We start from the raw sequence: 15,842 nt of genomic DNA, 5'->3' as shown, positions 1-15,842 counted from the left end.
TCTGTTGTCGATTCGCTGGATAAAAAACTTCTATCGTTCGTCCGCAAACCGCGTCAGGCCTGACTTTAGGTGGATTGACAATGTTTACAGCAGTGGCATGATGCGCACGAAATCTGAACTCCATCACGGTTTATACCCATGACCATCTACACCCGGCCAGTGCAAATGTTGCTCTGTGGCCTGCTTTTATTGACGCTGGCGATAGCGGTTTTAAATACGCTCGTCCCGCTTTGGCTCGCCCATGAAAATATGCCTACCTGGCAGGTTGGGATGGTAGGTTCGTCCTATTTTACCGGTAACCTGGTGGGAACCTTGCTGGCCGGATGGGTAATCAAGCGTCTGGGTTTCAACCGCAGCTATTATCTGGCATCGATTATTTTTGCCGTTGGCTGCGTGGGTCTTGGTGTCACTATTGGTTTCTGGACGTGGTTTAGCTGGCGATTTATTGCGGGCGTGGGCTGCGCGATGATTTGGGTGGTTGTTGAGAGCGCGCTGGTCTGTAGCGGCACCTCACGTAGCCGTGGTCGCCTGCTGGCGGCGTATATGATGATTTATTATGTCGGCACGGTGCTGGGCCAATTAATGGTCAGCAAACTGCCGACGGATTTGATGAGCGTCCTGCCGTGGGTAACTGCGCTGGCCCTGGCGGGCATTCTGCCGCTGCTGTTCACCCGCGTGGCAAATCAAGCTGATGAGCAGCATGAACCCGCACGTATCTGGCCAATGTTAAGACTGCGCCAGGCGCGTCACGGAGTTAACGGCTGCATTATCTCCGGCATTGTTCTCGGCTCGCTATATGGGCTGATGCCGCTGTGGCTGAACCATAAGGGCGTCAGCGATTCGGGCATCGGCTTTTGGATGGCGGTGATGGTGAGTTCGGGTATTGTTGGGCAGTGGCCAATTGGTCGACTGGCCGATCGCTATGGTCGCCTGATGGTCCTGCGTGTCCAGGTTTTTGTGGTGATTTTGGGCTGTCTGGCGATGCTGAGCCAGGCCGCAATGGCGCCTGCGCTGTTCGTGCTTGGCGCTTCCGGCTTCACGCTCTACCCGGTCGCTATGGCCTGGGCCTGTGAAAAAGTGGAACGTCATCAGCTGGTGGCGATGAACCAGGCGCTGTTGATGAGCTACACCGTTGGTAGCCTGCTTGGTCCGACGCTTACCGCCATGCTGATGCAAAATTTCTCAGACAATCTGCTGTTTATCATGATTGCCAGCGTCTCCTTTATCTACCTTCTAACGCTGCTGCGCAAAGCCGGACATCATCCGACGCCGGTGGCCCACGCCTGATTTTCTCAAGCAATAGTCAGGGGATATATCCTCTGACTATTGGTGAGAAGCGATAAGCGCCGCAAACTGGGCCTTATCCTGAACCGTAGTGAATTGTTGCAGCCTGTCCCCCTCATCCAGCCAGCACACTAACCGCTGGATCGTTTGAATATGCTGTTCGCTATCCGCTGCCGCCAGCACCACTATCAGCCGTATACCGGGATAACCGGGAAATTCAACGCCTTCTTCGCAACAAAGCAACGAAAGTACACTGTTCTGGCTTAACACGCCTTCTTGCGGACGTGCGTGCGGTAGCGCAAATTCCGGGCTGAGTATGTACCAGGGGCCGTGTTGTTCCGTGGCACTGATAATCGCCTGGGCATAACTTTCGGTGATTTTTCCTTGCTGTTCGAGAGGACGGCAGGCGAGCTGAATGGCATTGCGCCAGTCCAGACCGTTACTGGCATACTGACAGGCAGAAAATAACGCATTTTCCATATTGGATCTCTTTAATAACGGAGCCGATCGGCAATGCGATCGGCTCGCGTGACGGTTAACGAAGTGCGTTCAACAGCGCCTCGCCCGAGATACCATATTTCGCTTTCAGTTGCCTGCTATTACCCGATTCAGTAAACGTATCCTGCGTCCCCAGTCGTGCAAGACGGGCAGGGTGAGCCGCCTGCGCCATGGTTTCAGCAATCAACCCACCGAGACCACCGTTTACGCTGTGATTTTCCAGCGTGGCGATGAGCGGGCAGTCTTCGACCAGCTGATAAAATGCCTGCTGATTGAAAGGTTTGAGCGTAGCCACATGGATTAGCTTGCCCTTTTTGCCGCTGGCGAGCAGTTTTTCGTAGCCGTCGGTAGCCTGCTCGAGCACGGTTCCTTCGAAGATAATGGCGAAATCATTGCCGCTATTGGCGATGGCGGCAATATCAGTTACTCGCGGGACCGCGCTCTTATCGCGAATCGGCATCGGCTCTCGCGCGACGCGGATATAGACTGGCCCATTAATTTTCGCGGCTTGTTCAAAGGCTTCGGCAATTTCTTCGGCATCAGCAGGCGTCAGGATAGTCAAGCCAGGCAGTACGCGGGTTAACGCCAGATCTTCCAGCGCGTGATGCGATGCGCCGTCCGGGCCATCATCCATGCCAGGATGGCTGCCCACGAGCTTGATATTCGCTTTGGCATAGCAGGCCTGCCGCAGCTGAGTCCAGGCGGTTCCCGTCACGAACATTGCGAAGTTAACGTAGAAGGGCATAAAGCCTTCCAGCGCCTGGCCGACCGCAAAACTCATAGCGGAACCTTCCGCAATGCCCATTTCGAAAAAGGCCTCAGGGTAGAGTGCCTGAAACTGGTCGGTACGTGTTGAGCTGGCTAAGTCGCTGTCGATGGCAACGACAGGATAGCCTTTTTCTTTGAGGGCAATCAGGGCATTACCGATCTCATCACGGGGTGCTTTCATCACTGTAACTCCTCCATTGCCTGCTGATACTGTTCTTTACTTGGGGTTTTTGAGTGCCAGTCGCCGTTGTTTTCCATGTAGCTGACACCGGAACCTTTTGTGGTGTGCGCCACGATGGCAATTGGCTTGCCTTTCAGATGGCGGGATAACATCAGGGTGTCGGCCACCTGATGCATATCGTTGCCGTTATGAAGCTCAAGTACGTGCCAGCCAAAGCTGCGGATTTTATCCGCTAGCGGTTCGAGGTTAACGACTTCGTTGACCGGATCGTGAGAAGAGAAGCCGTTGTAATCGATAATGGCAACCAGGTTATCCATCTTCATATGCCCGGCCTGCTGCAAGGTTTCCCAGATTTGCCCCTCGTGCATTTCGCCATCGCCAATAATGGCAAATACTCGATGGGGATCGTCGTGCCGTTTTTTCGCCGCCGCCATACCGAAAGCAATGGACAGCCCTTGACCCAACAGGCCGGTAGTTGCATCGACATCCGGCAGCGATTTTATGCTGGGGTGTCCCTGCAGACGTGAGTTAATCTGGCGGAACGTACTAAACTCGCTGCGATCGATTTTTCCTTTTTGGTACAGCATGGCGTACTGCGCGGCAACGGCATGCCCTTTGCTCATCACCACTCGCGAACGCGGAGAGGCAGCCAGATCGACTTCCTGATAATAGAGCCAGGTCAGAATGTCGATGATCGATAACGCTCCGCCTGGATGACCGATTCCGGACTCGTAAATCATGGTGACTATCTCGCGGCGAGCGGCGAGCGCATGAGATTTCAGTTCATCAATGTTCATGTTTTTTCCTTCTTATGGCAGCATTTTACCGATGTAGTACACAACCAGGCCCAGGGCAACGAAGTCGGTTTCCGGGAAGCTGGTGCCTGACAGACCCACGGACTCCATAATCGGGTAAATCAGCGCAGGCCCAATGCCGATGAGGATCCCGGTGACGAAGCTTCCCGCAATCGCACCTTTCCAGCCGCCGGAGGCATTACCAAATACCGCTGCGGTGGCACCGATGAAGAAATAAGGAATGGCTACGGGGATAATGACGGTTTGCCCCAAAATCGCGAGAAAGCCCATTACCACCAGCCCGCCAACAAACGAAGAGATAAATCCCAGAACCGTGGCGGTGGGGGCATACGGGAAGACCACTGGACAGTCGAGCGCGGGTTTGGCGTTAGGAATAAACTTCTCCGAAATGCCGAGGAAAGCCGGAACAATCTCTGACAGCAGCAGACGCACGCCGGTAATAATGATGTACAGCGAAGCGGTGAAGGTCAGCGACTGGAAGAGGGGATAAACCAGCCAGTGCATTCCACCTGCAGCAGCGGTTACCGCCTCTTTCCCGGCAGCGAGCGCGGCGATGTAGTAGAAAATACTCACCGGATCGACACAGAGACGATGTAATCCTTAAAGATCCCCAACCAGCCGGGAAGGTTCAGCTTTTCGGTGGATTGTTTAGGATCGCCGACCTTCGAACCGATCCAGCCGGATGCGGCGTAAGCCAGGGTCACGTAGTGCCCCATCGCGATTTCATCGTTACCGGTGATCTTTCGCATCCAGGGTTGCGCAATCGCCGGATAAAGACAGGCCGCCAGACCTAATAACACGGAGCCGACAATAATGGTCGTCATGTCGCTATAGCCGAGCGCTTTCAGCGTGACGGTAAGCAGCGCGGAGAGATAAAGGTTATGTTGTCCGGTAAGAAAGATGTATTTAAACGGCGTGACGCGTGCAAAGAACAGGTTCCAGCCAAAGCCGATCACCATGATAAGCGATACGCACATCGCGAATTTGGTTTGCGCCAGCCCGGTTAGTGCTTCCGCGAGCGGCATAACACCTTTTAAACCAAATCCATCGCTAAATAACGTCTGAAAATTACCCAGAGAGGTCACCGCGAGCCCGGCACCACCGGCGAACACCAAAAAGCCGACGATAGTTTTGAAGGTGCCGGAAAGGACTTTTTCAATCGGCTTACGTTGGATTAACAAGCCGATTAATGCGATAAAGCCAACTAAAAGTGGGGTTACACCCAGAATGTCGAATACAATAAATCTGAGGAGATCCATATTGCCTCCGGGAGAGGTTAGTTGCTTTGAACGACGCGAGTGAGAGCAGATTCCATTTCTTCACTATTCATCAGATCGGTAATGCCGATAGCTCTGAATCCGGCAGCTTCGACTTCATCGGTGAGATCGCGCATAGTGATGACGAAATCAATGTCTCGCCAGGTCCTCAGACCCGAAAGGACATCGTGTTCCAGATCGATATCCCAGCCATGTTTGTCGATAATTTTTTGGGCTTTGATTTTGAGCATTAGCGAGCTACCCATACCGGTACGACAGACTATGAGACCTTTCATGAGATGTTCTCCTGTTTGTAAAAATAATTATTTTTATTTGTTTGTATGAGATAATAATTATTATCTTTACCGCAGGACGAAAGATGTGACTGTGTTTGCATTTTGAGCAAATAAGGCAAAAAATGAGTCAGATAGACAATAACTTGTTGATAAGCATAAGAAATGGAGCTTCGGGGCTAAGCCCGATACTGGAGAAAGTCGGCCGCTTTATTACGGAAAATCCTGATTTTGTGATGCGTCACACGATTTCAGAACTGGCTGACTCCATTGATACCAGTGAGGGAAGTATCACCCGTTTTTGTCGGGCTTTCGGCTTCAAAGGCTTTTCGGATTTCAGAACGGCGCTGGCGATGGAGCAGGGTGCTGCACGCTCAAAAGACAATGGCAATGAAGAGATCGCCCCAGTACTGGCGAGCATCCGCGACAGCAATGCCATTGTTGATAATCAGGAGCTGAAAGCCGCCGCGGACTGGCTTAACTCGCTGAATAACATTGCTATTTATGCTGTAGGCACGGCGGTGCCGGTCGCGTTGTTCCTGCAAATGAATTTAATCAATATGGGTAAAGCGGCAAGTTTTGTCGATCGCTCTTATCCGGCGGCGATGCCGCTGCTGGCTGATAATCAAAAAATTGGCATTATTGTCATTCATACCGAGCAGGCATCGGCGGACATGATGCAGGCCCTGTCTCTGGCAAAACAGCAGGGGGTTAAAATATTATCGCTAACGCGTGGGACGTTTACGCCGTTAGCCCGCCTGTCTGACTGGAACCTTCAGGCAGCCGTTGCTTTACAAGGGGAAGGCGAATCCGGATTTGCAGAAATTGCGGGAGCGATGATGGTGGCTGACCGGATCCTCAGCGCGCTGGAAGAGCAGGATGAACGCTATGCTGAGTACCGCAAAGCGCATCAGAAACGTATTTTCTCGATTGAGAGCGTGGCGAATAAGCTGTCGGAATATTTTATGTCCTGACGCAAGTTACCGGCAAAAGCCCCGGTAACACGAAGTTTACCGGGGCTGTTTTGCGTTTAGTACATCACCTTATGACCATACTGCTCAAGGATGCCTTTCACGCGTTCCATGGTCTCTTTCTTCGGCGGATGAACGCCATCTAGCTTGTACTCTTCACCCATCGCGACCCATTTATGCTTACCTAACTCGTGATACGGCAGCAGCTCGATTTTTTCGACATTGCCCATATCGCGGGTAAACTCGCCCAGACGATGAGCGGAGTCGTCGTCGTCCGACCAGCCCGGAACCACAACGTAGCGGATCCAGACGTTAATGTTTTTATTGGACAGATAGCGCGCAAACTCCAGCGTACGGTGGTTAGAAACACCGACCAGGTTCTGGTGGATTTCGTCGTTCATCTGTTTGAGATCGAGCATCACCAGGTCGGTCACTTCCAACAGTTCATCAATAACCGGGTCGTAGCGGCGCACAAAACCGTTGGTGTCGAGACAAGTATGAATGCCTTCTTTCCTACAGGCGCGGAACCAGTCGCGAACGAATTCAGCCTGCAAAATAGCTTCGCCGCCGGATGCTGTCACTCCGCCTCCGGAAGCGTTCATGAAGTGGCGATAGGTCACCACTTCTTTCATTAGCTCTTCAACGGTGATCTCTTTACCGCCGTGGGTATCCCAGGTATCACGGTTATGACAATACAGGCAGCGCATCAGGCAGCCCTGGAAGAAGGTGATAAAACGGATCCCCGGGCCATCGACGGTGCCACAGGATTCAAAGGAGTGAATGCGACCAATAGTTGACATTGCAGTGATATCTCCAGATTCGGCCCGTTCGGGGCCTGTGGATGCACAGCTCAAACCGGCTGTGTTAAGTCTGTTTTGGCGGTTATCCATTGAGTATAGACAGCAGACAAAAGAGACTATGGCAGAGGGGAGTGCTAAAAAGGCCCCACTTGCGTGGAGCCTTTATTGTACGCGTTTTCAGTCAGACAGGGAATTACATGGTCTGAGTGAAGGTACGAGTGATAACGTCCTGCTGTTGTTCTTTAGTCAGGGAGTTAAAACGTACTGCGTAGCCAGATACACGAATGGTCAGCTGCGGATATTTTTCCGGGTTTTCCATCGCGTCGAGCAGCATTTCGCGGTTCATGACGTTGACGTTCAGATGCTGACCGCCTTCGACGGAAGCTTCGTGGTGGAAGTAACCATCCATCAGGCCTGCCAGGTTAGTCTTACGAACTTCGTCGTCTTTACCCAGCGCGTTCGGAACGATAGAGAAGGTATAGGAGATACCATCTTTCGCGTAAGCAAACGGCAGTTTAGCAACGGAGGTCAGAGAGGCAACAGCACCTTTCTGGTCACGGCCGTGCATCGGGTTAGCACCTGGTCCGAACGGAGCGCCAGCGCGACGACCGTCAGGGGTGTTACCGGTTTTCTTACCATACACAACGTTAGAGGTGATGGTCAGAACTGACTGAGTCGGGATAGCGTTACGGTACATGGTCAGTTTCTGAATTTTCTTCATGAAACGTTCAACCAGGTCAACCGCCATGTCATCTACGCGAGGGTCGTTGTTACCAAACTGCGGGTATTCGCCTTCGATTTCGAAGTCAACAGCCAGACCGTTTTCATCACGAACCGGTTTAACTTTCGCATATTTGATTGCAGACAGGGAGTCAGCAGCAACGGACAGACCAGCGATACCACAAGCCATGGTGCGGATAACATCACGGTCGTGCAGCGCCATCAGAGAAGCTTCGTAGCTGTATTTGTCATGCATGTAGTGAATGATGTTCAGCGCAGTGACGTACTGTTTAGCCAGCCAATCCATAAAGTGATCCATACGATCCATCACTTCATCAAAGTTCAGAAGATCGCCTTTGATCGGTTCAGATTTAGGACCAACCTGCATTTTCAGTTTTTCATCAACGCCGCCGTTGATTGCGTACAGCATGGTTTTCGCCAGGTTTGCACGAGCACCGAAGAACTGCATTTGCTTACCAACAACCATTGGGCTTACACAACAAGCGATAGCGTAGTCATCGTTGTTGAAGTCCGGACGCATCAGGTCATCGTTCTCATACTGCAGAGAAGAGGTATCGATGGACACTTTAGCAGCGAATTTTTTGAAGCTCAGCGGCAGTTTTTCAGACCACAGAATGGTGATGTTCGGCTCCGGAGACGGCCCCATGGTGTACAGGGTGTTCAGGAAGCGGAAGCTGTTCTTGGTTACCAGCGTACGGCCATCAACGCCCATACCACCGATAGATTCGGTTGCCCAAATCGGGTCACCGGAGAACAGTTCATCATATTCAGGAGTACGCAGGAAACGAACCATACGCAGTTTCATGACCAGGTGGTCAACCATTTCCTGAGCGTCTTGCTCGGTGATTTTACCGGCTTTCAGGTCACGTTCGATGAAGATATCCAGGAAGCTGGAAGTACGACCGAAGGACATTGCCGCGCCGTTCTGAGATTTAACGGCAGCCAGGTAACCGAAGTAGGTCCACTGGATAGCTTCCTGAGCAGTTTTTGCCGGAGCAGAGATATCGCAGCCATATTTTGCTGCCATTTCTTTGATCTGACCCAGTGCACGGTGCTGTTCAGAGATTTCTTCACGCAGACGAATGGTTGCTTCCAGATTTACGCCATTTTCCAGATCGGATTGCAGAGACAGGAACTGCGCGTATTTGTCTTTCATCAGGAAGTCGATACCGTACAGCGCAACGCGACGGTAGTCACCGATGATACGACCACGACCGTAGGCATCCGGCAGACCGGTCAGAACGCCAGATTTACGGCAGTTCAGGATGTCTTTGGTGTAAACATCGAATACGCCCTGGTTATGGGTTTTGCGGTATTCGGTGAAGATTTTTTTCAGCATTGGGTCCAGCTCGCGATCGTACGCTTTGCAAGAACCTTCAACCATTTTAATGCCGCCGAACGGGATAATCGCACGTTTCAACGGAGCTTCAGTCTGCAGACCAACGATTTTCTCGAGAGCTTTCTCGATGTAGCCAGCGTCATGAGAAGTGATGGTGGATGCAAGGGAAGTGTCAAAATCAACAGGCGCGTGAGTGCGGTTTTCCTGTTTAACACCTTCCATTACGTTGTCCCACAGCTTGGTGGTCGCGTCAGTTGCGCCAGCCAGGAAGGACTCGTCACCTTCGTACGGGGTATAGTTTTTCTGGATAAAGTCGCGGACGTTGACTTCTTTCTGCCAGTCACCTTTCGCAAAACCTTCCCAGGCTGTAGATAACTTTTCATTAAGCTCGGACATGTAACACCTACCTTCTTAAGTGGATTTTTTATTTACTGCCTGAAACAACCCTTAGTGATGGTCGTCGCCACGCAGGTAAATGACCCAGTATGTCAACCCAACCAGCAGACCACCGCCGATGATGTTCCCGATAGTTACCGGAATCAGGTTATCAGTGATGAAGTTCATGACGGTTAAGTGAGAGAAACTTTCCGGAGTTGAACCGACTGCGGTCCAGAATTCCGGGCTTGCAAAGTCGCGGATTATGATACCCATCGGAATCATAAACATATTAGCGATACTGTGCTCGAATCCGCTGGCAACAAACATTGCCACCGGTAAAACCATGATCATGGCTTTATCCATCAGGCTACGGCCGGAGTAACTCATCCATACCGCAAGGCAGACCATCAGGTTTGCCAGGATACCCAGGCACACGGCTTCAATAAAAGTATGGTGCATTTTGTGGTCGGCGGTTTGCAGGACGTTAAGTCCCCATTGACCGTTGGCGGTCATATATTCGCCAGAAAGCCACATCAGTAATACAAATAGTAAGCAGCCGATCAGGTTACCAACATAGACGTTGAGCCAGTTTTTTGCCAGTTGACCCCATGTAATTCGTCCGCTGGCTTTCGCCACGACAATAAGTACGGTGGAGGTAAACAGGTCGGCACCGCAAATGACGCAGAGAATCAAACCTAGTGAGAAGCAGACGCCTCCAATCAGTTTGGCAACACCGAAAGGCATCCCAGCGGCACCGGTTGTTGCCGTAATATAGAAAACAAAAGCGATAGAGATGAAGACACCAGCGGTAATAGCCAGATAAAACGTCTTTATCGGATGCTTTGTCGCTTTATAGACACCCGCTTCTTCGGCAACTTTCGCCATTGCAGCAGGGAGTAAAAGATCAAAAGGGTTGTCAGCTTTCACACTAACTCTCTCTTTATGTAAGTTGGCGGTGAGATACTAACAAAGCATTATAGAAGGGAATTTGATGTAGATCATATCCTACCGGAACTATAGGCCTTTTTAGTGTATGGTTTTGGCTTTAAATGCATTTAAGATGTTGTTTTTTATGTGAAAAATAAATTTTAAATTTTGCAAATTATGTTGATTTTTTTCATTCTCGCTCTCTCTGGCGGTTAATTAAAATGGGGTATTTTTATTAAAACTAACAATATTCTCAGCGATTATTCGTTATTTTTCACTATTAATTAACTTTATTGCCACAAATAATCGAAGGCTTGCGAAAAGCATAAAAAAACGGGGCCACAACTGACCCCGCGATACTGATATTTTGACAGATAAAGACGCGTTATTTAACCCAGAATTCTGCTTTTGCGCGCTGCAACTTTTCATAGGCCTTCAGTAAAGACTGATGAGCCGGGAAAGCCAGCAGATCGCTGTCTACGGTCTGCAAACCGTAGAAAGGAGCTTCGCCGCTAAGCGCTGCGCTGGCGGCTTCTACTGCTTCAACGCCGTACATACGTACAAAGGCGTTCAGGTATTGCAGCGGCTGGCGCTCTTCTTCCTGGCTGAGCAACAGTAGCGTTTGCAGGCAACGGTAGTAATTAGCGCGTTCAGCGCTAAATATTGAAGCATTGAACTCCATGGTCCATTCGGTCCAGATCAAGGCTTGCTCAATATCTCCGCCCGCCAGCGCCAGCATGGCTTTTAACTCACCAATGCGTAGCGTGTACCAGCCATTATCTTTGCCAGTTGCCAGGCCAAGCAGTTCGCGAACGCGGGTGAAATCATCAAGGCCTTCATCGTCCATTTGTTCGATAAGCGCCAGATAATCTTCTTTTTCCCACTCGCTTCCCGGCAGGGAAAGAATGGTTTCCCGCAGGTGCGCACCCATGCTGTTGTTCGCCAGCCAGAGATCTTCCGCCGGGTAGATATCGGACATGCCCGGAACGATGATTCGGCATGCGTAGACGCTCAGGTGTTCGTAATCGGCGATATACACTTCTTTATCTTCTTGTTTGAAGATAGCCATCAGGGTGGCGAACTCTTCATCCGTTGTTCCGGAGAAGCTCCAGTCCACGAACGGGTAGTCGGCATCCTGCTTAAACATATCCCAGGAGATCAGACCGCTGGAATCGATAAAATGAGTCTCTAGATTGGCGTGTTCGGCAACTTCTTCATCATCGAAGGTCGGCGGCGTAAAGACGTCGAGATCTTTTAGGCTGCGGCCTTGCAGTAACTCGGTAACGGTACGTTCCAGCGCGACGCCGAAATCAGGGTGCGCGCCGAAAGACGCAAAACAAGTTCCGTTGGCCGGGTTAAACAGCACAACGCAGATAACCGGATATTTGCCGCCCAGTGAACCGTCATAGGCGAAAATCGGGAAACCTTCGGCTTCCAGTTTATTAATTGACTCCACAACGCCCGGATAACGCGCCATCACCTCCGCCGGAATTTCTGGCAGGCTGATGCTTTCAGCAATAATGCGATTTTTAATATGACGTTCGAATACTTCTGACAGACCTTGAACGCGGGCTTCATTGCGGGTGTTGCCCGCAGACATGCCATTCGAAACGTACAGGTTGCTAATGATATTCATCGGAATATAAATAGTCTCGCCGTCAGACTGGCGAGTGAACGGCAGGCCACATACGCCACGATCGTCATTACCTGATTGCAGATCCACCAGCATGCTGGCAGTTAACTGATCGTCAGGATCGTAGAACGCACGCAGGCGGGTATCTAACAGACCTTCTGGTACTTCGTCATCGTCGGTGAGCGGGAACCATTTTTCATTCGGATAGTGAACGAAAGGGCCATTAGCGATGGTGTTGCCTAACCAGAAATCGGCGAAAAAGTAGTTAGTGGAGAGACGCTCGAAGTATTCCCCCAACGCGGAAGCCAGCGCGGCTTTTTTGGTTGCGCCTTTACCGTTGGTGAAACACAAGGCGCACTCTTTATCGCGGATATGCACTGACCAGACGTGCGGTACCGGGTTAAGCCATGAGGCCTCTTCAATATCAAATCCGAGGTCGAGCAATTTTTTCTGGAAGCGGGCGATGGAATCTTCCAGGGCGGCATCTTTGCCAGTAATAAATGTTTGAGTCATGGCAGTCACTTTTATCGTACGGAAAGCGCGCAATCATACGGGTTTTAGATGACAGGTGCTATCTCCATCGTCTGGCTATGCTTATGTCACTCGATAACTGTTCAGGCGTTAACCATGAAGACTTTTGATTGGCATCGTATGGCACTGGATAAGGTGCCTGTGGAGTTTCTTGCCGAGGTGGCGTTACGTAGCCTCTATACCTTCGTGCTGGTATTCATTTTCCTTAAAATAACCGGGCGGCGTGGCGTTCGACAGATGTCGTTGTTTGAAGTACTGATCATTCTGACCCTCGGCTCGGCGGCGGGTGATGTCGCATTCTATGACGATGTCCCTATGCTGCCGGTACTGGCCGTCTTTATCACCCTGGCTCTCTTGTACCGACTGGTTATGTGGCTGATGGGGCATAGTGAAAAGCTGGAGGATTTACTCGAAGGTAAGCCGATTGTGGTGGTGGAAAACGGCGAGCTGGCATGGGAAAAACTCCAGGCGGAAAACATGACCGAATTTGAGTTTTTTATGGAGCTTCGCACCAACGGCGTGGAGCAACTGGGGCAGGTACGGCTGGCTATTCTGGAAACCAACGGACAAATTAGCCTTTATTACTACCCGGATTCGGATGTTAAAGCCGGACTCTCTATTCTACCTTCACGCTTTACTGAGCGTTTTACTACCGTTCCGCATGATGATGAGTACGCCTGCGTCCGCTGTAGCGCAATCCTTACGCTTCGTGCCGGGGATAAGCAATTATGCCCGCGCTGTGCAAATGCAGAATGGTCGAAGGTCAGTCGAGCAAAAAGAGTCACCTGACAGCAATTATGTCGGTTATATGACGTCAAGCTGGCAGATTCTTTTGTGTGAGCGAGGCCGCATTTTGCCACTGTTCAGTTTTAGCCGTTGCGGTACGTGTCACTGAATGATAAAACCGATAGCCACAGGAATAACTTATGCCCGCGACGGTTCGCGGGCAAATAACATAGCAACGTGGTGAGGGTAAATGGCTCAGGTCTATAACTTCAGTTCGGGCCCGGCAATGCTGCCGGCGGAAGTACTCAAACTGGCGCAGCAGGAACTGTGCGACTGGAACGGTTTGGGGACGTCGGTGATGGAAATCAGCCACCGTGGGAAAGAGTTCATTAAGGTGGCTGAAGAGGCGGAACAGGATTTTCGCTCCCTGCTCAATATTCCTTCCAACTACAAAGTTTTATTCTGTCATGGCGGCGGCCGTGGGCAGTTTGCAGGCATCCCACTGAACCTGCTTGGCGATAAAACCGTTGCCGACTACGTTGATGCTGGTTACTGGGCAGCCAGCGCGGTTAAAGAAGCGCATAAATACTGTAATCCGAACGTAATCGACGCCAAAATCACCGTTGACGGCCTGCGCGCGGTTAAACCAATGAGCGAATGGCAACTGACGCCTGGCGCTGCATACCTGCACTACTGCCCGAATGAAACCATTGATGGTATTGCCATCGAAGAAGCGCCGAACTTTGCTGACGATGTGATAGTTACGGCGGATTTATCTTCGACTATTTTATCTCGTGAAATCGACGTTAGCCATTATGGCGTGATCTACGCCGGTGCGCAGAAAAACATCGGTCCGGCAGGTTTGACGCTGATTATTGTTCGCGAAGATCTGCTGGGTAAAGCCAACGTAGCCTGCCCGTCGATTCTTGACTATTCCATCCTGGCTGAGAATGACTCGATGTTCAACACGCCGCCGACATTTGCCTGGTATCTGTCAGGCCTGGTGTTTAAGTGGCTGAAAGAGCAGGGCGGCGTCGCTGTGATGGATAAAATTAACCAGCAGAAAGCCGACTTATTATATGGCGTGATTGATCGCAGTGGTTTCTATCGCAATGACGTAGCTGTGGCGAACCGCTCTCGCATGAACGTGCCGTTCCAACTGGCGGATAGCGCTCTTGACAAGTTGTTCCTTGAAGAGTCTTTTGCAGCCGGTCTGCATGCGTTGAAAGGTCACCGCGTCGTGGGTGGTATGCGTGCCTCCATTTATAACGCGATGCCGTTGGCGGGCGTGAAGGCGCTGACTGACTTTATGCAGGACTTCGAACGCCGTCACGGTTAATCGTTGCCTTGTTTTTCATCCCCGCAGCCAGCCTGCGGGGTTTTTATTCTGTTTGTTTGAGAGTTGAGTTTAATGGAATCCCTGACGTTACAACCCATCGCACGTGTAGATGGCACTATTAACCTGCCCGGGTCCAAAAGTGTCTCCAATCGTGCCTTGCTGCTGGCGGCATTAGCCGATGGCACTACGGTGCTGACCAATTTGCTGGACAGCGACGATGTGCGCCACATGCTGAATGCCCTCAACGCCCTGGGAGTTCATTACACCCTGTCCTCCGATCGTACTCGTTGCGAAGTGACAGGTAACGGGGGCCCACTACAGTCTGACCAGGCGCTGGAACTGTTCCTCGGTAACGCCGGGACCGCAATGCGCCCACTGGCGGCTGCGTTATGCCTGGGTAGCAATAATATTGTGCTGACCGGTGAGCCGCGAATGAAAGAGCGTCCGATTGGCCACCTGGTTGATGCGCTGCGTCAGGGCGGCGCGCAAATCGACTATCTGGAGCAGGAAAACTACCCGCCTCTGCGTCTGCGCGGTGGTTTCAACGGTGGTCATGTTGAAGTTGACGGCAGCGTTTCCAGCCAGTTCCTCACTGCGCTGTTGATGACCGCGCCGTTGGCTCCGCAGGATACCGTTATTGCTATTAAAGGCGAGTTGGTTTCCAAACCTTACATTGATATCACGCTCAACCTGATGAAGACGTTTGGCGTTGAGGTTGAAAACCAGTCTTATCAGCGTTTTGTGGTACGCGGCAATCAGCAGTATCAATCACCAGGCGACTACCTGGTTGAGGGCGATGCCTCTTCTGCATCCTATTTCCTCGCAGCTGGCGCGATTAAGGGCGGTACGGTGAAGGTGACCGGTATCGGCCGTAATAGCGTGCAGGGCGATATTCGTTTCGCCGATGTGCTGGAGAAAATGGGCGCAACCGTTACCTGGGGTGATGATTTTATTGCCTGTACTCATGGCGAGCTGAACGCCATTGATATGGACATGAATCATATCCCGGATGCTGCGATGACTATCGCCACTGCCGCGTTGTTTGCGAAAGGTACCACCACGCTGCGCAACATTTATAACTGGCGTGTCAAAGAGACCGACCGCCTGTTTGCTATGGCAACAGAGCTGCGTAAAGTGGGCGCTGAAGTTGAAGAGGGTGAGGATTACATCCGCATCACTCCACCTGCGAAGCTGCAGTTTGCCGATATCGGTACCTATAACGACCACCGCATGGCGATGTGTTTCTCTTTGGTTGCGCTTTCCGATACCCCAGTCACCATCCTCGATCCGAAGTGTACGGCGAAAACTTTCCCTGATTACTTCGAGCAACTGGCGCGTATCAGCACACTGGCTTGAATGACG

The 15,842-nt window shown here is 51.3% G+C and carries 13 protein-coding genes and 1 pseudogene; 5 read left to right on the top strand and 9 right to left on the bottom strand.

Features of this window, described 5'->3' with window-relative positions:
* The first annotated feature begins 138 nt into the window (after positions 1 to 138).
* Positions 139 to 1,287, top strand: coding sequence for an MFS transporter (locus HV213_RS18640; protein WP_181482840.1), 1,149 nt, complete (start codon positions 139 to 141; stop codon positions 1,285 to 1,287).
* Between the two features lie 36 nt (positions 1,288 to 1,323).
* On the opposite strand, the gene HV213_RS18635 is transcribed toward HV213_RS18640, so the two are convergent.
* The 5 genes and pseudogenes from HV213_RS18635 to HV213_RS18615 form a co-directional block, all read right to left on the bottom strand.
* Positions 1,324 to 1,764: a PTS sugar transporter subunit IIA gene (locus tag HV213_RS18635; RefSeq protein ID WP_181482839.1), complete on the bottom strand. Its 441-nt coding sequence runs from the start codon at positions 1,762 to 1,764 to the stop codon at positions 1,324 to 1,326.
* A 55-nt stretch (positions 1,765 to 1,819) separates the two neighbouring features.
* A complete protein-coding gene (locus HV213_RS18630; RefSeq protein ID WP_181482838.1) occupies positions 1,820 to 2,731 on the bottom strand; it encodes a transketolase family protein in 912 nt (303 codons plus the stop codon).
* The gene (locus HV213_RS18625; RefSeq protein WP_181482837.1) at positions 2,731 to 3,528 is read right to left on the bottom strand and encodes a transketolase; all 798 of its coding nucleotides are present in this window, start codon (positions 3,526 to 3,528) and stop codon (positions 2,731 to 2,733) included. The genes HV213_RS18630 and HV213_RS18625 overlap by 1 nt, the downstream gene beginning before the upstream one ends.
* 12 nt (positions 3,529 to 3,540) lie before the next feature.
* A pseudogene (locus HV213_RS18620) lies at positions 3,541 to 4,805 on the bottom strand (PTS ascorbate transporter subunit IIC).
* A gap of 17 nt (positions 4,806 to 4,822) precedes the next feature.
* Entirely contained in the window at positions 4,823 to 5,098 is a 276-nt protein-coding gene (locus HV213_RS18615; RefSeq protein ID WP_181482836.1) for a PTS sugar transporter subunit IIB, read from the bottom strand.
* Between the two features lie 122 nt (positions 5,099 to 5,220).
* On the opposite strand from HV213_RS18615, the gene HV213_RS18610 reads away from it, so the two are divergent.
* A complete protein-coding gene (locus HV213_RS18610) occupies positions 5,221 to 6,069 on the top strand; it encodes a MurR/RpiR family transcriptional regulator (RefSeq protein ID WP_181482835.1) in 849 nt (282 codons plus the stop codon).
* Between the two features lie 56 nt (positions 6,070 to 6,125).
* On the opposite strand, the gene pflA is transcribed toward HV213_RS18610, so the two are convergent.
* The 4 genes from pflA to ycaO form a co-directional block, all read right to left on the bottom strand.
* Positions 6,126 to 6,866 (bottom strand): pyruvate formate lyase 1-activating protein, encoded by a 741-nt coding sequence (gene pflA / locus HV213_RS18605; protein ID WP_110275174.1) that lies wholly within the window; start codon positions 6,864 to 6,866, stop codon positions 6,126 to 6,128.
* 193 nt (positions 6,867 to 7,059) lie between these two features.
* Positions 7,060 to 9,342 (bottom strand): formate C-acetyltransferase, encoded by a 2,283-nt coding sequence (gene pflB / locus HV213_RS18600; RefSeq protein ID WP_181482834.1) that lies wholly within the window; start codon positions 9,340 to 9,342, stop codon positions 7,060 to 7,062.
* Between the two features lie 51 nt (positions 9,343 to 9,393).
* Positions 9,394 to 10,251: a formate transporter FocA gene (gene focA, locus HV213_RS18595; protein ID WP_110275170.1), complete on the bottom strand. Its 858-nt coding sequence runs from the start codon at positions 10,249 to 10,251 to the stop codon at positions 9,394 to 9,396.
* Between the two features lie 385 nt (positions 10,252 to 10,636).
* Positions 10,637 to 12,397 (bottom strand): 30S ribosomal protein S12 methylthiotransferase accessory factor YcaO, encoded by a 1,761-nt coding sequence (gene ycaO / locus HV213_RS18590; RefSeq protein WP_181482833.1) that lies wholly within the window; start codon positions 12,395 to 12,397, stop codon positions 10,637 to 10,639.
* A gap of 114 nt (positions 12,398 to 12,511) precedes the next feature.
* Between ycaO and HV213_RS18585 the strand changes: the two genes are divergently transcribed.
* The 3 genes from HV213_RS18585 (at position 12,512) to aroA (ending at position 15,836) form a co-directional block, all read left to right on the top strand.
* Positions 12,512 to 13,204 carry a DUF421 domain-containing protein gene (locus tag HV213_RS18585; RefSeq protein ID WP_181482832.1) on the top strand — a complete coding sequence of 231 codons (693 nt, stop codon included), beginning with the start codon at positions 12,512 to 12,514 and terminating at the stop codon, positions 13,202 to 13,204.
* A gap of 187 nt (positions 13,205 to 13,391) precedes the next feature.
* On the top strand, positions 13,392 to 14,480 hold the full coding sequence (serC, locus tag HV213_RS18580) for a 3-phosphoserine/phosphohydroxythreonine transaminase (protein ID WP_181482831.1): 1,089 nt from the start codon (positions 13,392 to 13,394) through the stop codon (positions 14,478 to 14,480).
* Positions 14,481 to 14,552: 72 nt separating this feature from the next.
* Positions 14,553 to 15,836 (top strand): 3-phosphoshikimate 1-carboxyvinyltransferase, encoded by a 1,284-nt coding sequence (gene aroA, locus HV213_RS18575; protein WP_181482830.1) that lies wholly within the window; start codon positions 14,553 to 14,555, stop codon positions 15,834 to 15,836.
* Positions 15,837 to 15,842 lie beyond the last annotated feature (6 nt).

The sequence above is a fragment of the Klebsiella sp. RHBSTW-00484 genome, assembly GCF_013705725.1.
Classification (GTDB): domain Bacteria; phylum Pseudomonadota; class Gammaproteobacteria; order Enterobacterales; family Enterobacteriaceae; genus Klebsiella.
Note: the sequence above shows the minus strand (reverse complement) of the source record. Positions and strands in the feature narration are given on the sequence as shown.